The organism is Pseudomonas sp. AP19 (assembly GCF_001728855.1).
Taxonomy (GTDB): domain Bacteria; phylum Pseudomonadota; class Gammaproteobacteria; order Pseudomonadales; family Pseudomonadaceae; genus Aquipseudomonas; species Aquipseudomonas fluorescens.
Window position 1 is genome coordinate 70,973 of the sequence record NZ_LXJP01000028.1, and the last position, 20,139, is coordinate 91,111.

Sequence of the window (20,139 nt, forward strand, 5' to 3'; positions counted from 1 at the left end):
CAAGGGAGGGCTTCATAGATGCCGTCACGGAATCTGGAAACCTGGCCCCACGGCGCAATCATGTTGGACGCGCAACACACGCGTTTTGCCTTGTGGGCGCCAGACGCGTTTTATGTCAGCGTTGAATTGGAAGACGGCAAGTCTATCGCCATGCTGCCCCAGGCAGATGGCTGGTTTGAAGTGGAGGTGAAGTGCCCGGCGGGCACTCACTACCGCTATAACATCGACGGCGAAACCGATGTACCCGACCCGGCATCCAGGGCGCAAGCCGACGATGTGCATGGTTGGAGCGTCGTCGTCGACCCGCTCGCCTATCAATGGCGACACCCTAACTGGCAAGGCCGCCCCTGGCATGAGGCGGTGATTTACGAGCTGCACGTTGGCGTACTGGGCGGGTACGCCGCTGTTGAACAGCAACTGCCGCGCCTCGCCGAACTGGGCGTGACCGCGATTGAATTGATGCCCTTGGCGCAATTCCCCGGCGAGCGCAATTGGGGCTACGACGGGGTTCTGCCCTACGCGCCGCATTCTTCCTACGGCTCCCCCGAACAGCTCAAGGCCCTGATCGACAGTGCTCACGAGCATGGCCTGGCCGTGATCCTCGATGTGGTCTACAACCACTTCGGCCCCGATGGCAATTACCTGGGCCAATACGCCAAAGGCTTCTTCCAGGAAGCGGTGCACACGCCCTGGGGCGCCGGGATTGATTTCGATCGCCGTGAGGTGCGCGACTTCTTCCTCGACAACGCGTTGATGTGGCTGTTGGAATACCGCTTTGATGGCCTGCGCCTGGATGCGGTGCACGCCATCGACAATCCGGGGTTCCTCAAGCAATTGGCACACCGCGTGCGCCAGCAGGTGGACAGCGGTCGCCATGTCTGGCTGGTCCTGGAAAACGAACTCAACCAGGCCAGCCTGTTAAAGCACGATTTCAATGCGCAATGGAACGATGACTTTCATAACGTCCTGCACGTATTGCTGACCGGCGAAACCGACGCCTACTACAGCGACTTCGCCGCAAACCCGACCGACAAACTGGCGCGCTGCCTGGGCGAAGGGTTCATCTACCAAGGCCACACCACGCGCCATGGCCATGAGCGCGGCGAACCGAGTGGTGACCTGCCACCGAGCGCCTTCGTGGCGTTTTTGCAGAACCACGACCAGATCGGCAACCGCGCCTTGGGCGAACGTCTGCACCAGCTGTGCTCGCCCCAGGCGCTTAAGGCGGCGACCACCTTGCTGCTCATGTCGCCGATGATCCCCCTGATGTTCATGGGCGATGAAACCAACGCCAGCGAACCCTTTCTGTTTTTCACCGACCACCATGGCGAACTCGCGCAAGCGGTACGCGAAGGCCGGCGCAACGAGTTTGCCGACTTCGCCGCGTTTGCCGATCCGCAACGCCGCGAACGCATACCCGATCCGAATGCGCTGCCGACCTTTCGGCAATCGGCGCCCACGTTTACCGAGAACGCGCACGCCCAGCTCTACCGCCAGCTGTTGAGCCTGCGCCACCAGCATATCGTGCCGCACTTGCCGGGCAGCGTTCCCCTTGGCGCAGAGGTGCTGGCTGAAGGCGCCGTGACGGCGCGTTGGCGCCTGGGTAACGGCAGCGTGTTGCAAATTGACTTGAACCTCAGTGCCACACCGCTGGATCACCCCGCGCCGCACCACCTGTTATTCGAAACGCATGCTGCTGATGGGGCGCACCTGTCGCCGTTCAGCGCACGCGTCGCCTTATCCCCTGTTGGAGAGCACCCTTGAGCGAAGCGAAACTGGAAATTCTCGCCAGCCGTGCGGGCCTGGCCGTCGATTGGATCGATGCAAACGGCCGCCTGCAACATGTCAAACCCGCTGCCCTGCGTGCCGTTCTCAAAGGCCTGGGCCACCCGGCCGATACCGACGCCGAGATCGATGCCAGCCTGCTGGAACTGGAGCGGGTGCAACAAGACAAACACTTGCCGCCGCTGCTGACCGTCGACACCGGCGATGGCCTGGATCTGGCGCGCTACTTCGCCCCGGACACGCCCTGCCGCGTGAGCCTGGAGAACGGCGAAACGCTGGAGCTGCGCCTGGATGGCAACGCGGTACTGCCCGGGGTCATCGCGCTCGGCTACCACCAGGTGCATATCGACGACCAGACCTTCACCCTGGCCGTAGCCCCCACCCATTGCTACAGCGTGGCGCAAGCCACGGACAGCGAACCTGCCCGCGCCTGGGGCCTGAGTGCCCAACTGTATTCGCTGCGCCGTCTGGGCGATGGCGGCTTCGGTGACACGCTGGCCCTGGAACACCTGGCACGCAGTGCCGCCGAACGCGGCGCCGATGCCTTGGCAATCAGCCCGATGCACGCGATGTTCAGTGCCGACACAGGGCGCTACAGCCCGTATTCACCGTCCAGCCGGCTGTTCCTGAACAGCCTGTATGCATCGCCCGCCTGCATTCTCGGCGAACGCGAAGTGCGCAACGCCATAGAGGCCTGCGGTCTGGCCGATGAGCTGCACACACTCGAACAACACACCCTGATCGACTGGCCCACCGCCGCCAAAGCCAAGCAACAGCTGTTGCGCGCCTTGTATGAAGATTTCCGTCACGGTGAGCACCCACAACACGCCGACTTCCTGAGCTTTCGACAGGCAGGCGGCGAAGCCCTGGAAAACCACTGTCGCTTCGAGGCCGTGCAGGCCGCTCGCGCCGCCGCCGGGGAAGACCTCGACTGGCGGCACTGGCCCGACGCATGGCGCACCCCGCAAAGCCCGGCGCTGGCACAGTTCGCCGAGGAAAACCGCGATGAGATCGGCTATTTCGCCTTCGGCCAATGGCTGATCGCCCGCTGCCTGGAGCGCGCCCAACAAGCCGCCCGTGGCAGCGGCATGGGCGTCGGGTTGATCGCCGACCTGGCGGTTGGCGCGGACGGCGGCGGCAGCCAGGCCTGGAGCCGTCAGGATGAGCTGCTGGCCGGCCTGACGGTTGGCGCGCCACCAGACATCCTCAACCGCGCCGGACAAGGTTGGGGCATCTCCGCGTTTTCCCCGGAAGGCCTCAAGCGCAACGGCTTTCGCGCCTTTATCGAAATGCTGCGAGCCAACTTCGCCCACGCCGGCGGGTTGCGTATCGACCATGTCATGGGCCTGCAACGCCTGTGGGTGATTCCGATGGACGCTTCGCCGCGTGAAGGCGCGTACCTGTATTACCCGATCGACGACCTGCTGCGGCTGCTGGCATTGGAGTCGCAACGTCACAAGGCGATTGTGCTGGGCGAGGACCTCGGCACCGTGCCCGATGGCCTGCGCGAAAAACTCATCGGCCGTTCGATTCTGGGCATGCGCGTGTTGCTCTTCGAACAAGGCCACGACGGCCAATTCAAACCCATCCTTGACTGGCCGGACAACGCCCTGGCAACCACCAGCACCCACGACTTGCCGACGCTCAATGGCTGGTGGCACAGCCGTGATATCGAATGGAACATCCAGTTGGGCCTGATCGATGCGCCGACCGTGGAGCAATGGAGCGAACACCGCCTGCGCGAACGCCAGGCACTGCGCCAGGCCTTGAGCCAGGACCCGCAGAACTTTGTCGATGAAATTCGCAATGACACGGACCACATGATTGACGCCAGCGTGCGTTACCTGGGCCACACCCGTGCGCAGCTGGTGCTGCTGCCGTTGGAGGACGCCCTGGGCGTCGAAGAACAAGCCAACCTGCCTGGCACACTTGATACGCACCCTAATTGGCGACGTCGCCTGCCGGGTGAAGCGGCAAGCCTGCTCGACAATGCAGGCGCTGCCCGCCGCCTCGAACTGCTGGCCGTCGCGCGTAACCAAGCCCGTGAGCGTGACCGATGAAAGCCTTACCCCTGCGCGCCACCCAGCGCCTGCAATTTCATAAAGACTTCACCCTCGATGATGCGGTGCCGTTGGTGCCCTACTTCGCCCAATTGGGCATCAGTCATCTGTACGCCTCACCGCTGCTCGCCGCCCGCGCCGGCTCCATGCACGGCTACGACGTGGTCGACCCGACCACCGTCAACCCCGAGCTGGGCGGCGAACCCGCTTTGCGCCGTCTGATCGCCGCGCTGCGTGAGCACGACATGGGGCTGATCCTCGACATCGTCTCCAACCATATGGCCGTCGGTGGCGCGGATAACCCCTGGTGGCTGGACCTGCTGGAGTGGGGCCGCTTAAGCCCCTACAGCGAATTCTTCGATATTCAGTGGCATTCGCCTGACCCGCTGCTCAAAGGCCAACTGCTGATGCCATTTCTTGGCAGCGACTACGGCGAAGCCTTGCAAACCGGGACCCTGACGCTGCATTTCGACGCCGCGCACGGTGCGTTCTACGTTGAGCATTACGAACACCGTTTCCCCATCTGCCCTCGCGATTACGCGGTAATTCTGGGCACCGATGCAGTGCTCAAGCCGCTGTCCGACCGCTTCAATGCCCTCGCCTATCAAGACGACGCCTACGCCGAAGCGGCGTGGCTCAAGCAGGCGCTGGCCGAACGCGCCACCGCGGACGAGGTGCTGCACGCCATCGAGCACAGACTCAGCGAATTCGACGGGCGCCAGCCTGACGGCTTTGAGCGCTTGCACCAACTGCTTGAGCAACAGGCCTACCGCTTGGCCAGTTGGCGCACTGCGGCGGACGACATCAACTGGCGGCGCTTCTTCGACGTCAACGAGCTGGGCGGGTTGCGGGTCGAACGCAGCGCCGTGTTCGAAGCCACCCATGGCAAGATTTTCCAGCTGATCAGCGAGGGCCTGGTGGATGGCCTGCGCATCGACCATATCGACGGGCTGGCCGACCCACGCGGTTATTGCCGCAAGTTGCGCCGTCGCGTGGATTCGCTGTCACCCGAGCGGCACTTGCCGATCTTCGTCGAAAAAATCCTCGGCGAAGGCGAGACCCTGCGCGAAGACTGGCAAGTGGACGGCACCACCGGCTACGAGTTCATGAATCAACTGTCGTTGCTGCAACATGCGCCCGAGGGCTTCGGCCCCCTTGCCGACTTATGGACCCGCCACAGCGAACGGCCCTCGGCGTTTATCGAAGAGGCCTGGCTCGCGCGCCAGCAAATCCTCAATGGCTCGCTGGCCGGTGACTTTGAAAGCGTGGCCCAGGCCCTGCTGCAGGTAGCCCGCGATGATGTGATGACCCGCGACCTGACCCTGGGCGCGATCCGCCGCGCGTTGCAGGCGCTGATCGTGCACTTCCCGGTGTACCGCACCTACATCAGTGCCCGCGGCCGCAGCGAGCGTGACGATGTGTTTTTCCTGCAGGCACTGGCCGGTGCCCGAAGCACCTTGAGCGAAGCTGACTGGCCGGTGCTCGATCACTTGGAAAAATGGCTCGGCGGCCAGCCTTGGCGCCAGCGCCCGGTGGGCCGTGAGCGCAAGATCCTCAAGCATGCCTGCGTGCGTTTCCAGCAACTGACCTCACCTGCCGCCGCCAAGGCCGTGGAAGACACCGCGTTCTATCGCTCGGCGGTGCTGCTGTCGCGCAATGATGTGGGCTTCAGCACCGAGCAGTTCAGCGCGCCGGTGGACGAGTTCCACGCCGTCAACCAGCAACGTTTGCAGACGTTCCCGGACAACTTGCTGGCCACCGCCACCCACGACCACAAGCGCGGCGAAGACACCCGTGCGCGTCTGGCGGTACTCAGCGAATGTGCGCCGTGGTACGTCGAGCAGGTCGAGCACTGGCGCACCCTCGCGGCGAAATTGCGCGACGACGCCCAAAGCCCTTCGGCCGGCGATGAACTCATCCTCTACCAAGTGCTACTGGGCAGTTGGCCGCTGGACCTCGACCTTGACGTTGAGGACTACCAGCAACGCCTCTGGCAATGGCAGCAAAAAGCCTTGCGCGAAGCCAAGTTGCAAAGCAGCTGGAGTGCGCCCAACGAGGCCTATGAACAGGCCGTCGAAGCGTTTCTGTCGCGGCTATTGCTCAGCGAGGAAGGCCACGCACTGCGTACCGCCCTCGCTACCGCCGCCCAGGCCATCGCCGCGGCCGGTGCCGTGAACAGTCTGGCGCAGTCCTTGCTTCGCCTCACCGTGCCGGGTGTGCCGGACCTGTACCAGGGTGATGAGTTCTGGGACTTCAGCCTGGTGGACCCGGACAACCGGCGCCCGGTGGATTTCAACGCACGGCAACGCGCGCTGAACACACCAGCGGACATCGGCGAACTGTTGTTCAACTGGCGCGACGGGCGTATCAAACAAGCGCTGATTGCCCAGGTGTTGGCCCTGCGCAAGGCCGACCCCGAGATCTTTCGGCACGGCCGTTACACGCCACTGGAAGTCACCGGCAAACACGCGGACCACGTCGTCGCGTTCTGTCGCGAGCATCAAGGCAAACAGCTGCTGGTGGTGGTGCCACGTTGGTCCCATCGCCTGCTGGAAAATAGGCCTGAAAAGGGTCCGCAGCCCCACGTCAATGCGCAGGTTTGGGGCGATACGCGGGTGAAATTACCATTCGCCGCCACGACACAAAACTGGAAGGGACTTTTTCATACAGGCGCAGTCACACCAAACAAGGAGCTGTTGATCAGCACTGCGCTGGGGGATTTCCCGGTCAATGTCTTTATCAATCCTGATGATCAAGAAAGCTGAAATTTTCTGTGAGGAGCATTGTGATGAGTACTGAAGACAAACGCATTCGCGAGTTAGCGCATCAGATCTGGGAGTCTGAAGGCAAACCCCATGGGGAGGACGCGCGTCATTGGGAAATGGCCCGCAAACTGGCCGAAGCCGAAGCGCTGACGCCGAGCAAGCCCAAGCCCGCCGCCAAACCGAAAACCGCCCCCAAGCCTGCGCCAAAACCCAAGCCTGCGGCCCCGGCCGCCGGCAAACCGGCGCCCCCGGCGGCTAAAAAGCCGGCAGCACCGAAGAAGCCCAAGCCTTAAGCCACTTTGTCTAATGAGCCTCCTTCCGCGTTGTCGGCGGGAGGTCATTTTCACTTTCCACTGCGTCAGCTGAACGATCGTCGGCACGGTCGCGCTCGGCCCGAAAAAAGACCCTTTGCAGGAGCAACTCAATGAGCAAGCCCGACAACACCCAACCGACGCCGGAAAACGAGCCGTCGCGGATTCGTGAAGGTTTGCCCTTCCCCCTCGGCGCCACCTGGGACGGCTTGGGCGTTAACTTCGCGCTGTTCTCGGCCCACGCCACAAAAGTCGAACTGTGCCTGTTCGACGACACTGGCGAAGTGGAACTGGAACGCATCGAACTGCCCGAATACACCGACGAGACCTTTCATGGCTACTTGCCCGACGCCCATCCTGGGCTGATTTACGGCTACCGCGTGTACGGTGCTTACGACCCGGCCAACGGCCACCGCTTCAACCACAACAAATTGCTGATCGACCCCTATGCCAAACAGCTGGTGGGCGAACTCAAATGGTCCGAAGCCCTGTTCGGCTACACCATCGGCCACCCGGACGACGACCTCAGTTTCGACGAACGCGACAGCGCGCCCTTCGTGCCCAAGTGCAAAGTCATCGACCCGGCGCACACCTGGGGCAACGACCAGCCGGTGCGCGTGCCATGGGATCGCACGATCATCTATGAAACCCACTTGCGCGGCATCAGCATGCGTCACCCTTCGGTGGGCGAGTCGGTGCGTGGCACCTGCGCCGGGCTGATGGAAGAGGACGTGCTCAAGCATATCCGCCAGCTGGGCGTGTCGTCGGTGGAACTGCTGCCGGTGCATGCATTCGTCAACGACCAGCACCTGCTGCAAAAAGGCATGACCAACTATTGGGGCTATAACAGCATCGCCTTCTTCGCGCCGGACCCACGCTACCTGGCCAGCGGCAAAATCGCCGAGTTCAAGGAAATGGTCGCGCACCTGCACGAAGCCAAGCTGGAGGTGATCCTCGACGTGGTCTACAACCACACCGCCGAGGGCAACGAACGCGGCCCGACCCTGTCAATGCGCGGCATCGACAACGCTTCGTACTACCGGCTGATGCCTGACGACAAGCGCTTCTACATCAACGACTCCGGCACCGGCAATACCCTGGACTTGAGCCACCCGTGCGTACTGCAGATGGTCACCGACTCCCTGCGTTACTGGGCCACCGAGATGCACGTCGACGGTTTCCGCTTTGACCTGGCGACGATTCTCGGCCGCTACCGCGACGGCTTCGACGAGCGCCACAGCTTCCTCGTGGCCTGCCGCCAGGACCCGGTGCTGCGCCAGCTGAAAATGATCGCCGAGCCCTGGGACTGCGGCCCCGGCGGCTATCAAGTGGGGAATTTCCCGCCAGGTTGGGTGGAGTGGAACGACCGCTTCCGCGACACCGTGCGCGCTTTCTGGAAAGGTGATGACGGCCAGTTGGCGGACTTCGCCGGGCGCATGACCGCCTCCGGGGAAATGTTCAACCATCGCGGGCGCCGGCCTTACAGCTCGGTGAACTTCATCACCGCCCACGACGGTTTCACCCTGCACGACCTGGTGTCGTACAACGACAAACACAACGAAGCCAACGACGAGGACAACCAGGACGGCAGCAACAACAACCTGTCCTGGAACCATGGCGTCGAAGGCCCCACCGACGACCCGGAGATCAACGCACTGCGCCTGCGCCAGATGCGTAACTTCTTCGCCACCCTGCTGTTGGCCCAAGGCACGCCGATGCTGGTGGCCGGCGACGAATTCGCACGCACCCAGCACGGCAACAACAATGCCTATTGCCAGGACAGCGAGATCGGCTGGGTCAACTGGGATTTGGACGACGACGGCAAGGCGCTGCTCAAGTTTGTAAAACGCCTGATCAAGTTGCGCATGGCCTATCCGATCCTGCGTCGCGGCCGCTTCCTCGTGGGTGATTACAACGAAGATATCGGCGTCAAGGATGTCACCTGGCTTGCGCCGGATGGCAACGAGATGAGCACTGAACAATGGGAAGACAGCCACGGTCGCTGCCTGGGCATGTTGATGGATGGCCGCGCCCAGGAAACCGGGATTCGTCGCCCGGGTGGCGATGCGACCTTGCTGCTGGTGGTCAATGCCCACCACGACATGGTGAATTTCCGCCTGCCGCCAGTGCCTGAGGGCGAGTTCTGGACCTGCATGCTCGATACCAACGACACGGCGGTGCGTGGCCAGGAACGCTTTGATTTCGAACATGAGTACGCTGTCACTGGGCGCTCGCTGTTGCTGTTCGAACTGCAGCACGACGAGGTGTGAAATGGCCTTGCATGGATTCCTTCAAGGCAACCGCAGCTATGCGAATACGCAGGCGCTGGGGGCTGCCCTGAGGGCGCTTCAGGAGGAAGGCCTGGACCAACTGCCGTTGCCTGGCAGCGGCCAGACGTTGGAGCGCTTCAGCCGGCTGGCACAGGTGGCAGGGCATGACCTGCGCCTGTGCAAGCTGTTCGAAGGCCACACCGATGCGTTGGCGATCATCGCGGAACTCGACAGCCCCTTGCCGCCCCTGGGCAGCGTTTGGGGCATGTGGGCCGCCGAGCCACCCACCGCTAAGGTTCACGTGCGCCGTGACGGCCATCGGCTAATTGTCGATGGGCGTAAAGCCTGGTGTTCCGGCGCGGCCGTGGTCAGCCATGGCTTATTGACGGCCTGGGATGAAGACCATCATCAGCAACTGGTCGCGGTAGAAATGGACCAGCCTGGCGTGAAGGTGACGGACGAAGGGTGGAGCGCGGTCGGTATGGCGGCAACCGCCAGCGTCGAAATCGTCTTCGACTCGGCACGCGGCATCGCAGTCGGCGGCCCGGGCGATTACGTGTCGCGCCCGGGCTTCTGGCAGGGTGGCGTCGGCATCGCGGCGTGCTGGTATGGCGGCGCCCAACGCTTGGCCGAGGTGCTGCGCGAGCAATGCAGCAAGCGGCCCGAACCGCATGCCCTCGCCCATTTGGGCGCGGTCGACAGCCTGCTCAACAGTGCGGCCTGTGTGCTGCGTGATGCCGCTGAGCAGATCGACCGCGAACCTCGGGCGAATGCTCGGCCGCTGGCCCAACAGGCACGCGCCTGCATCGAAGATACCGTCGAGCAGGTGATCCGCCATGTGGGGCGCGCGGTCGGTGCGGGGCCGTATTGCAAAGACGCGCACTTCGCGCAGTTGATGGCGGACTTGCCGGTCTATGTGCGCCAGAGCCACGCCGAACGTGACCTGGCCGCCTTGGGCGAGCTGGTGCTCGAACAACCTACAGGGAGGTGGCTGTTGTGAAACCCAACCCGATCGTCGGCCAGGGTACGCCGCTGCATCAGTGGCAAGCCTCCTCTCATATGGCTGAGCTGCCACACATCAGCATTGAACAGTTGGTGCCCGCAGGGCATCGCGCTGTGATCATCGCCCCGCACCCGGACGACGAAGTGCTCGGCTGTGGTGGCTTGCTGCAGGGTTTGGCGGCGCTGGGCCGGCCGCTGCAGTTGATTTCCGTGACCGACGGCAGCGCCAGCCATCCTGGCTCCACCCGTTGGCCGGTGGCGCGTCTGGGCGTGATACGCCCGCAGGAATCGGCGCAGGCCCTGCACCGCCTGGGCGTGCCGCTGCACAGTTTAATCTGGCTGCGCGCGGGGTTCACCGACAGCAAGGTGGCGGAACGAGAAGAGGCGCTGAGTGCGTTTATCCAACGCTACCTCAAGCCCACCGATGTGGTGTTCACCACTTGGCGCGAAGACGGTCACTGCGACCATGAAGCCGTCGGCCGGGCCAGTGCAAAGGCCGCCCTCGCGGTGGGCGCAACCCTCTACGAGTTGCCGGTCTGGACCTGGCACTGGGCAACCCCCGAGGACAGCCAGGTGCCATGGCACCGTGCCCGCAAACTGCTGCTGACGCCCGAAGCGGTGGCGCGCAAGCGGCACGCGATTCACGCCTTTGCCAGCCAGTTGGAGGGTGACCCGCAAATCGGTCTTGCGCCGGTGCTGGCGCCCTATGTAGTGGAGCGCTTGCTGCAACCTTTTGAAGTGGTGTTTGTATGAGTGTGGCCACGCCGTATTTTGATCAACTGTTCGCGGGCAATGACGACCCCTGGGCCTTTCGCCACCGCTGGTACGAGCAACGCAAACGCGCGCTGACCGGCGCGCTGCTGACCCGCCCCCGCTATGCCTCGATTTTTGAACCCGGTTGCGCCAACGGCGAACTGAGTGCCGAGTTAGCGCTACGTTGTGAGCGCCTGGTGTGCTGCGACACCGCCGCTGCCGCCGTCGCGCTGGCGAAAACCCGCTTGCTGGAGTTCCCCCACGCCCAGGTCTACCAGGGCCGCCTGCCCGACCAATGGCCGACAGGCCGGTTCGAACTCATCGTGCTGAGCGAGCTGTGCTACTACCTCGACGCCGATGACTTGCACCGTCTGATTGACTGCGTCCTCGCTTCACTGACGGACAACGGGCAGTTGCTCGCCTGTCACTGGCGACCCATGATCGAGGGCTGCCCGCACACCGCCGACCAGGTACATGCCGTACTGCAACAGCGACTGGACATGCCCCACGTCGTGCACCATCACGAAAGTGATTTCCTACTCGACCTGTGGAGCCGTGACGGCACCTCGGTCGCCAGCCATGAGGGCTTGCGATGATCGGCATTCTGATCCCGGTACATAACGAAGAAGCGTTGCTGGCCGAGTGCCTCAACGCCGCAATGATTGCTGCAAGCCACCCCGGATTACTCGGTGAACCCGTGCAGATCCTCGCAGTGCTCGACAGCTGCAGCGATGGCAGTGCGGCGATTGCCCAGGCGTATCCGGTGCAGTGCCTGCCGGTACACGCGCGCAATGTCGGGCACGCGCGTGGGGTGGGTGCGCGGCATTTACTCAATCAAGGCGTGCGCTGGATTTCGTGTACGGACGCCGATAGCCGTGTCGCCCCCGACTGGTTGGTGGCGCAATTGGCGCTGGGCACCGACGCGGTGTGTGGCACCGTGACCGTCGACGCCTGGAGCCAGGGCTTCGGCCCTGCGGCGCAAATTCGCTACCACCAGGCCTATGAGGCTCGCGACGGCCATCGCCATATCCACGGTGCCAACCTGGGTGTCAGTGCGGGCGCCTATGTGCAGTCCGGTGGCTTCGAGCCGCTGGCCTGCCACGAAGATGTGCAACTGGTGCGCAACCTGGAGCGGTGCGGCGCATCCATCGCCTGGAGCCACACGCCGCAGGTCACTACCAGCGCGCGCCTGGACTGCCGTGCCCAAGGCGGTTTTGGCGATTATTTGAAAAGCCTGATGCAGGCCACTTGAAAAAATCGACATTGCACGATGTAAAAGCGCCGAATCCTTGTCTATGCTGAAACCGCCTTGCTGCCATCCAGGGTTGGATGGTCGCCGTTCACCGCAGCGGAGCCTGCGGTGAAACAAGACAGCTGATTATAAGAAGTCGTCTCCGCAGTGGGCACGACCCAGCATCAATCCACAAGGACGTACTACTCATGAAGCCTGCCTCCTTAAGCGAGGGCCGTCGCGGCCCTGCGCAAATCTGGAACAGTGCGCCCCAGCTGGCGCAAATCCCCGCCATCAACCCTTCTTCACTGGTGCCCCGCGGGGCGCGAGTGGTGGTTATCGCCCCCCATCCGGGTGACGAGGTATTGGCCTGCGGGGGCTTGCTGCAACTGCTCAGCACCCTTGAATACCCCCTGCTGTTGATCTCCATCACTGATGGCAGCGCCAGCCATCCAGGCTCTAACCTGTGGCCGGCGAGCCGCCTGAGCGTGATTCGCCCGCAGGAAAGCGCCGAGGCACTGCGGCGCCTGGGGATGCCGTTACACAGCCTGAAGTGGATTCGTGGCGGCTTTTGTGACAACGCCCTCGGCGTCCGCGAGCAGCCACTGAGCCAGTTTATTGCGCGCTACCTGCAACCCAGTGATGTGGTCTTCACCACCTGGCGCCACGACGGCAACGATGACCATGACGCCGTTGGCCGCGCCAGTGCCAAAGCCTGCACACTGACCGGCGCGCGCCTGTACGAGCTGCCGGTCTGGGCGTGGCACTGGCCGGCGCGCGAAGGCTCGGTGATCCCTTGGCAACGCGCGCGTAAAATTCGCCTGGACACCTGGAGCGTTGCCCGCAAACTGCACGCCGCCCATGCGTATGCCAGCCAATTGGACGGCGACCCGGAAATCGGGCTGGCGCCGATACTCGCCCAGGATTTGCTGGAGCGCATGCGCGAGCCTTACGAAATCGTGTTCACCTGAGTGATGGCTAGGTATCGCACGGTGAGTGATGGTGAGTGCCCACGCCTATGCCGGTTGCGGCAACATCGCTGACAGCAACCAACGCGCGTATTGCGAAGCCAAAACCGGTGGCCAAAGCTGTAGCAACATTCGCGACAGCACCTAGCGCAATGCCTGCGAGGCGATGAAGCGCTGATCGCAGCCCACGCGGGGCACGCCGCACTTGCTCGGCGCGGGCCCCGCGGCACTGAATGCCTCGGTTGTTATCACGCCTGCCCTTCTCTTACGCTTGTGAGCACCTCAACCCGAGTCGCTATCGGAGCACACATGGACTTTGCCACCCTCTGCCTCTTCCTCCCGGCCTGCTTTGCCCTGAACATGGCGCCCGGACCGAACAATTTGCTGTCCGTCAGCAACGCCACGCGCTATGGCTATCGCACCTCTTGCCTCGCCGGCATTGGCCGCTTGCTGGCCTTCGCAGGCATGATCGCCCTCGCCTCAGCCGGCCTGGCGGTGGTACTGCAAACCTCGGAGCTGTTGTTTTACGCGCTCAAGATACTGGGGGCGGCGTACCTGTTTTATCTGGCGTTGCAGTTGTGGCGGGCTAATCCGGCGGCGCAGCCTGAAGCGGCTACGGCCAAGGTGGGATTGTGGGCATTGGCGCGTCAGGAGTTTCTGGTGGCGGCGGGCAACCCGAAAGCCATCCTGATCTTCACTGCGTTCCTCCCGCAGTTCGTGGTGCCCGGCCAACCGATCACGCCACAGTTCGCACTGCTGGGCGCGATGTTCCTGATGCTCGAATGGATCGCCATCAGCGCCTACGCCTATATGGGCCTGCACATGCGCCGTTGGTTCGCCGAGCCACGTGGCCAGCGGGTGTTCAATCGCTGCTGTGCGGGGCTGTTGTCGGCAGCAGCAACGGTGTTGTTAATGGCACGCCGGGCCTGAGCCGTATCGCCTATTACGGAGTGCGCATTGATGACCAAAACCGAACTCGCCAACTTCTACCAGGGCTACATCGCTTGCCTGAACCGTGAGGACTGGGACCGGCTGGGCCACTTCGTCCATCCGGATGTCACCTACAACGCCCGCCCGATCGGCCTCGCCGGTTACCGCGCCATGCTGGAACGGGATTTCCGTGAAATCCCCGACCTGGTGTTTCGCATCCAACTGTTGGTCGCCGACCCGCCCACCCTCGCCAGCCGCTTGAATTTCAGGGTCAGCCCCAGGGGTGAGTTTTTCGGGCTGCCGATCAATGGCAGGACGGTGAGCTTCGATGAGAACGTATTCTATGAATGCGTCGACGGCAAAATCGCGCACGTCTGGTCAGTGATCGATAAGGCGTCGATTCAGCAGCTGCTAGCTGGATAACACACCGTGGAGACCCAAAATGAACAACAAAAATACGCTGTGCCTGTGGTTCAACGGCACCGCGCTGGAAGCCGCGACGTTCTATGCCCAGACCTTCCCGGACAGCGCCGTGAAGGCAGTACACCATGCCCCTGGCGACTATCCCAACGGTAAACAAGGCGACGTGTTGACCGTCGAATTCACGGTCCTGGGCATCCCCTGCCTGGGCCTGAACGGTGGGCCGGCGTTTCCACACACTCAGGCGTTTTCATTCCAGGTGGCGACAGATGACCAGGCGGAAACCGACCGCTATTGGCACGCCATTATCCAAAACGGCGGCCAGGCCAGTGCCTGCGGCTGGTGCCAGGACAAGTGGGGGTTGTCCTGGCAGATAACGCCGCGCGTGCTGAGCGCTGCGGTGACCCATCCCGACCCGGCGACGGCCAAGCGTGCGTTTGACGCGATGATGACCATGAGCAAAATCGACATTGCCGCCATCGAGGCCGCCGTGGCCGGGCGCTGAAGGCCTGCAAAGATCGCGGGTGGGCGCGGGCGTGAGCGCTCCCACAGACATCGGCGTTCTGGCATCCTGACCGCCCCAAGTCGTCAAACGCGAGCGGTAGGCCCATGAACCACGGCGTCAAACTTGAAGCACGCACTGTCCCGGTCCCGCAGTCGATCAGCCCTGAAGCCCAAGCGACCCTGCAACGCCTGGTTGGCGCGGACGGCGTGCCGCTCAACGCGCTGCACGCCATGCCCGCGCCCGACGACCACGACGGCTGGCGCCGCCTGCAAGCCGCCGTTGCCGAGCACTACGCCAGTGTCAACGCCGGGCAGGCGGCGGCCCTGCGCGCCAGCCTGCACACCATCACCGTAGAAAATGCCACTGTGCACGTGGCCACACCGGCGACTGAGAGTGAGTTTGCCTACATCGACCTGCACGGCGGCGCGCTGGTCTTCGGTGGCGGGGAAAACTGCCGCATCGCCGCAGGCAAGCAGGCCGATTTGCACAACATGCTCTGCTACGGCATCGATTACCGCATGCCACCCGAGCATCCTTACCCGGCCGCGCTGGATGACTGCATGGCCACCTACCGGCATGTGCTGCAGCACCACGCCGCAGAACACATCGTGATTGGCGGGCGTTCGGCCGGCGGCAACCTTGCGGCGGCCCTGGTGTTGCGCGCCCGTGATGAAGGTTTGCCACTCCCGGCGGCGCTGGTGCTGCTGTCACCGGAGGTGGACCTGACCGAGTCCGGTGACAGTTTCCAGGTCAACCGGACCGTCGACGTGATACTGCCTAACCCGTTGATGGGCACCAACCTGCTATACGCCAACGGCGCCGACCTGACTCACCCGTACCTGTCGCCACTGTTTGGCGATTTTGCACCCGGCTTCCCGCCGACCTTCCTGCAAAGCGGCACGCGGGACCTGTTCCTGTCCAACACCGTGCGCCTGCACCGCGCCTTGCGCCAGGCGCGGGTGCCGGCGGTGCTGCATGTGTTCGAGGCGATGCCCCATGGCGGTTTCATGGGCGCGCCGGAAGATGCGGAGTTGGCCGCCGAGGTCGCAGAATTTGTGCGGATGCAGCTGCAGCGGGGTTGACACATTCAGTCACACGCCCTGAAGATGGAGGCCTTATTCAGGGTGTGTTACCTCATGTCCGCATCGTCTTTCGCTAACGTTTCCGTCATTGGCTTGATTGCCAAGGCGCAAGCGTGCGTTGCGCACACCCTCAAATCGAAGAAACAGTCGCTCATGTGACCGGGGCGCGCTGTCCCGTCAGATGAGCTGACTGGACATTGAGCGCAACGGACCTCCCTCCTCTTTGCACAATTGCCTAGGCCCTTCTGACGGTGACTCCAGCGGTCAACTATCAGGAGAAAGTGCATGTCATCGTTTCAAGGTATCTGGGTTCCCGTGGTCACGCCGTTTCATGACGGCGCCATCGATTTTATCGGCCTGCGCCGGCTGATCAGCCATTTGCTCGACAAGCACGTGGCCGGGATCATGGTCTGCACCACGACCGGGGAAGCCGCCTCGTTGAGTCGTTCCGAACAGCTGGCGGTGCTGGATGCCGTGTTGCAGCAGGTCCCGGCGCAGCGCGTGGTGATGGGCCTGTCGGGCAACAACCAGATAGAACTGCTGCAGTTTCAGCGCGAGATCCTCACGCGCCCGGTGGCCGGCCTGCTGGTGCCGGCGCCGAGCTACATCCGCCCTTCGCAGGCGGGCCTTGAAGCGTTTTTCCACACCGTGGCCGATGCGTCCGGCGTGCCGATCATTCTCTACGACATTCCCTACCGCACGGGCGTGACCTTCGAACAGGCTACGTTGCTGAGCATCATCAAGCACCCGCGAATCGTCGCTATCAAGGATTGTGGCGGTAACCTGGCCAATACCCTGGCGCTGATCGCCAGTGGCGAGGTGGCGGTGTTGTGTGGCGAAGACATGCAGATTTTCAACGCGTTGTGCCTGGGTGCCAGCGGTGCGATTGCGGCCTCGGCGCATGTGCAGACCGCAGACTTTGTGGCGCTGTGCCAGCAGGTGCGGGATAACCAACTCGTCGAGGCCCGGGCGACTTTTTTCACGTTACTGCCACTGATCAACACTCTGTTTATGGAGCCCAACCCGGCGCCGGTCAAGGCTGCGCTGGCCCTTGAAGGGTTAATCGGCAGTGAGCTGCGGGCGCCGATGCAAGCCGCCAGTGCACGGGTACAGCAGGCATTACGCCAGCTGCTGTAAAGAGCCGACCCGGCTCATGCGCCAAAAAAAGACATCCAGCGGACCGCCCGGTTGCGACCGGCGCGATCCCGGCCTATGTTCCAAGCCATGCTGTGCATTTCTGCTGTGCCTCCCTTACACCTAATCCGTGCCCAGGTGATGACATGCCCACGCTTTCCCGCCCCGCCGTACTGGAACTGATCGGCAACACGCCGTTGGTCAAGGTCAGCCGTTTTGATACTGGCCTGTGCACGCTGTTTCTCAAACTTGAATCGCAAAACCCTGGCGGCTCGATCAAGGACCGTATCGGCCTGGCCATGATCGACGCCGCCGAACGCGACGGCCGTTTGCGCCCCGGCGGCACCCTCATTGAAGCCACTGCCGGCAACACCGGGTTGGGCCTGGCGCTGGTGGGCCGGGCCAAAGGCTACCGCGTGGTGCTGGTGGTGCCCGACAAGATGTCCACTGAAAAAGTGCTGCACTTGAAGGCGATGGGCGCCGAAGTGCATATCACCCGCTCCGACGTCGGCAAGGGCCACCCCGAGTATTACCAGGATGTTGCCGCGCGCCTGGCCAAGGACATTCCCGATGCATTCTTCGCCGACCAGTTCAACAACCCGGCCAACCCGCTCGCCCACGAAACCAGCACCGCCCCGGAGATCTGGGCGCAAACCCAGCATGATGTGGACGCGATTGTGGTGGGTGTCGGTTCGGCCGGCACCCTCACCGGCCTGACACGCTTCTTCAAGCGGGTGCAACCGGACCTGGCCATGGTGCTGGCCGACCCGGTGGGCTCGGTCATGGCTGAATACAGCCGCAGCGGCCAGCTGGACACGCCAGGGTCGTGGGCGGTGGAAGGCATCGGCGAAGACTTCATTCCATCGATAGCCGACCTTTCCAGCGTGCGTCACGCCTATTCCATCAGCGATGAAGAAAGCTTCGACCACGCCCGCCAGTTACTCAAGGCCGAAGGTATCCTGGGCGGCTCGTCCACCGGCACCCTGCTGGCCGCCGCCCTGCGCTATTGCCGCGAACAAACCACACCGAAACGGGTGGTCACCTTCGTCTGTGACACCGGCACGCGCTACTTGTCGAAGGTCTACAACGACCAATGGATGAAGGACGCGGGCCTGCTCCAATACAAACACTACGGCGACTTGCGCGACCTGATCGCACGCCGTTTCGAAGACGGCCGGGTGATCAGCGTCAGCCCCGACGACACCTTGCTCACCGCCTTCCAGCGCATGCGCCTGGCGGACGTTTCACAGCTGCCGGTGCTGGTGGACGGCCAGCAACTGGTGGGGGTGATCGATGAGTCCGACATCCTGCTGGGCCTGCACAATGACGCCGCGGACTTCTCCATGACCGTCGCCAGCGCCATGACCGCCACCGTGCACACCCTCGCCCCCGGCGCCAGCCTCGCCCAATTGCAGGCGGAACTCGATCGCGGCCTGGTCGCCATCATCGCCGACGCGGCGGGCTTCCACGGCCTGATAACCCGCGTCGACTTGCTCAATCACCTACGGAGATCCCTTGCATGAGTCAGCCCGATAAAAGCGCCTTTGCCACCCGCGTGATCCACGCCGGGCAATCACCCGACCCGACCACGGGAGCGCTGATGCCGCCGATCTATGCCAACTCCACCTACCTGCAAGACAGCCCCGGCGTGCACAAGGGCTTTGATTACGGTCGCTCGCACAACCCGACGCGTTTTGCCCTGGAGCGCTGCGTCGCCAACCTTGAGGGCGGCAGCCAGGCGTTCGCCTTCGCGTCCGGGCTGGCCGCGATTTCCAGCGTGCTGGAACTGCTGGATGCCGGTGCGCATGTGGTGTCCGGCAACGACCTGTACGGTGGCACCTTCCGCCTGTTCGACAAGGTGCGCCAACGCAGCGCCGGGCACCGTTTCAGCTTTGTCGACCTGACAGACCTGGCGGCGTTCGAAGCGGCGTTGCAGGACGACACGCGCATGGTCTGGGTCGAAACCCCGAGCAACCCGCTGCTGAGCCTCACCGACCTCAGCGCCATCGCGCGGATCTGCCGTGAGCGTGGCATCCTCTGCGTGGCTGACAACACGTTCGCCAGCCCGTGGATTCAACGCCCGCTGGAATTGGGGGTCGACATCGTGGTGCACTCGACCACCAAATACCTCAACGGCCACTCCGACGTGATCGGCGGCATCGCCATCGTCGGCCACAACCCGGCCCTGGCCGAGCGCCTGGGCTTCCTGCAAAACTCGGTCGGCGCCATCGCGGGCCCGTTCGATGCCTTTTTAACCCTGCGCGGCGTGAAAACCCTGGCACTGCGCATGGAGCGCCATTGCAGCAACGCCCTGGACCTGGCGACCTGGCTGGAACAACAGCCGCAAGTGTCACGGGTGTACTACCCGGGCCTGGCGTCGCACCCGCAACACGCGCTGGCGCGTCGGCAAATGCGCGGGTTTGGCGGGATGATTTCAGTGGACTTGAACACAGACCTGGCTGGCGCTACGCGCTTTCTGGAGAACGTCACGATCTTCGCCCTGGCCGAGAGCCTCGGCGGCGTGGAAAGCCTGATCGAACACCCGGCGATCATGACCCATGCCAGCATCCCCGCAGCGACGCGGGCGCAGTTGGGCATTGGTGATGGGTTGGTGCGATTGTCGGTGGGGGTTGAGGATGTGGAGGATCTAAGGGCCGACCTGGCCCAGGCGTTGGCGCGTATCTAACCCGATCGTCGAACCATGAATAGCCCGCTCCCACCGTTGGCTTAGCGTCAGGCCGAGGTGACGGTGGCAGCTGCGAGTTTGGTGTTGGCGTGATCCAACGGCAATACTCGGTCAAGTGTGGGAGCGGGCTTGCTCGCGAAAGCGCCGTGTCAGTCAACTGATGTATCAACTGACCCAACGCCTTCGCGAGCAAGCCCCGCTCCCACCGTTGGTTTAGCGTCAGGCCGGAGTGATGAA

At 63.3% G+C, this 20,139-nt stretch carries 17 protein-coding genes; all 17 read left to right on the forward strand.

Annotation, left to right across the window (positions count from 1 at the left end; translation table 11 throughout):
• Positions 1–18: 18 nt before the first annotated feature.
• The 17 genes from treZ (at position 19) to A7D21_RS19765 (ending at position 19,902) form a co-directional block, all read left to right on the forward strand.
• Positions 19–1,764, forward strand: coding sequence for a malto-oligosyltrehalose trehalohydrolase (gene treZ, locus A7D21_RS19680; RefSeq protein ID WP_069552471.1), 1,746 nt, complete (start codon positions 19–21; stop codon positions 1,762–1,764).
• Entirely contained in the window at positions 1,761–3,845 is a 2,085-nt protein-coding gene (gene malQ / locus A7D21_RS19685; protein WP_069552472.1) for a 4-alpha-glucanotransferase, read from the forward strand. The genes treZ and malQ overlap by 4 nt, the downstream gene beginning before the upstream one ends.
• Positions 3,842–6,610, forward strand: coding sequence for a malto-oligosyltrehalose synthase (locus tag A7D21_RS19690; RefSeq protein ID WP_069552473.1), 2,769 nt, complete (start codon positions 3,842–3,844; stop codon positions 6,608–6,610). The genes malQ and A7D21_RS19690 overlap by 4 nt, the downstream gene beginning before the upstream one ends.
• A gap of 23 nt (positions 6,611–6,633) precedes the next feature.
• Positions 6,634–6,903 carry a DUF2934 domain-containing protein gene (locus A7D21_RS19695; protein WP_053255865.1) on the forward strand — a complete coding sequence of 90 codons (270 nt, stop codon included), beginning with the start codon at positions 6,634–6,636 and terminating at the stop codon, positions 6,901–6,903.
• A gap of 131 nt (positions 6,904–7,034) precedes the next feature.
• Positions 7,035–9,191: a glycogen debranching protein GlgX gene (gene glgX, locus A7D21_RS19700; protein ID WP_053255864.1), complete on the forward strand. Its 2,157-nt coding sequence runs from the start codon at positions 7,035–7,037 to the stop codon at positions 9,189–9,191.
• 1 nt (position 9,192) lies between these two features.
• Positions 9,193–10,191, forward strand: coding sequence for an acyl-CoA dehydrogenase family protein (locus tag A7D21_RS19705; protein WP_069552474.1), 999 nt, complete (start codon positions 9,193–9,195; stop codon positions 10,189–10,191).
• Positions 10,188–10,946 (forward strand): PIG-L deacetylase family protein, encoded by a 759-nt coding sequence (locus tag A7D21_RS19710; RefSeq protein WP_053255862.1) that lies wholly within the window; start codon positions 10,188–10,190, stop codon positions 10,944–10,946. The genes A7D21_RS19705 and A7D21_RS19710 overlap by 4 nt, the downstream gene beginning before the upstream one ends.
• A complete protein-coding gene (locus A7D21_RS19715; protein WP_069552475.1) occupies positions 10,943–11,542 on the forward strand; it encodes an SAM-dependent methyltransferase in 600 nt (199 codons plus the stop codon). Before A7D21_RS19710 ends, A7D21_RS19715 begins: the two co-directional genes overlap by 4 nt.
• The gene (locus A7D21_RS19720; protein WP_069552476.1) at positions 11,539–12,198 is read left to right on the forward strand and encodes a glycosyltransferase family 2 protein; all 660 of its coding nucleotides are present in this window, start codon (positions 11,539–11,541) and stop codon (positions 12,196–12,198) included. The genes A7D21_RS19715 and A7D21_RS19720 overlap by 4 nt, the downstream gene beginning before the upstream one ends.
• A gap of 188 nt (positions 12,199–12,386) precedes the next feature.
• Entirely contained in the window at positions 12,387–13,148 is a 762-nt protein-coding gene (locus tag A7D21_RS19725; protein WP_053255859.1) for a PIG-L deacetylase family protein, read from the forward strand.
• Positions 13,149–13,454: 306 nt separating this feature from the next.
• Positions 13,455–14,075, forward strand: coding sequence for a LysE family translocator (locus tag A7D21_RS19730; RefSeq protein ID WP_069552477.1), 621 nt, complete (start codon positions 13,455–13,457; stop codon positions 14,073–14,075).
• Between the two features lie 30 nt (positions 14,076–14,105).
• On the forward strand, positions 14,106–14,498 hold the full coding sequence (locus A7D21_RS19735) for an ester cyclase (protein WP_069552478.1): 393 nt from the start codon (positions 14,106–14,108) through the stop codon (positions 14,496–14,498).
• A 19-nt stretch (positions 14,499–14,517) separates the two neighbouring features.
• A complete protein-coding gene (locus tag A7D21_RS19740) occupies positions 14,518–15,000 on the forward strand; it encodes a VOC family protein (protein WP_053255856.1) in 483 nt (160 codons plus the stop codon).
• A 104-nt stretch (positions 15,001–15,104) separates the two neighbouring features.
• Complete coding sequence (locus A7D21_RS19745; protein WP_069552479.1) at positions 15,105–16,082, forward strand: alpha/beta hydrolase; 978 nt, start codon at positions 15,105–15,107, stop codon at positions 16,080–16,082.
• 285 nt (positions 16,083–16,367) lie between these two features.
• Positions 16,368–17,219, forward strand: a complete 852-nt coding sequence (gene dapA, locus A7D21_RS19755; protein ID WP_069552481.1) for a 4-hydroxy-tetrahydrodipicolinate synthase — start codon at positions 16,368–16,370, stop codon at positions 17,217–17,219.
• Between the two features lie 143 nt (positions 17,220–17,362).
• The gene (locus tag A7D21_RS19760; protein WP_053255852.1) at positions 17,363–18,739 is read left to right on the forward strand and encodes a cystathionine beta-synthase; all 1,377 of its coding nucleotides are present in this window, start codon (positions 17,363–17,365) and stop codon (positions 18,737–18,739) included.
• On the forward strand, positions 18,736–19,902 hold the full coding sequence (locus A7D21_RS19765; protein ID WP_069552482.1) for a cystathionine gamma-synthase: 1,167 nt from the start codon (positions 18,736–18,738) through the stop codon (positions 19,900–19,902). The genes A7D21_RS19760 and A7D21_RS19765 overlap by 4 nt, the downstream gene beginning before the upstream one ends.
• Positions 19,903–20,139: the final 237 nt, after the last annotated feature.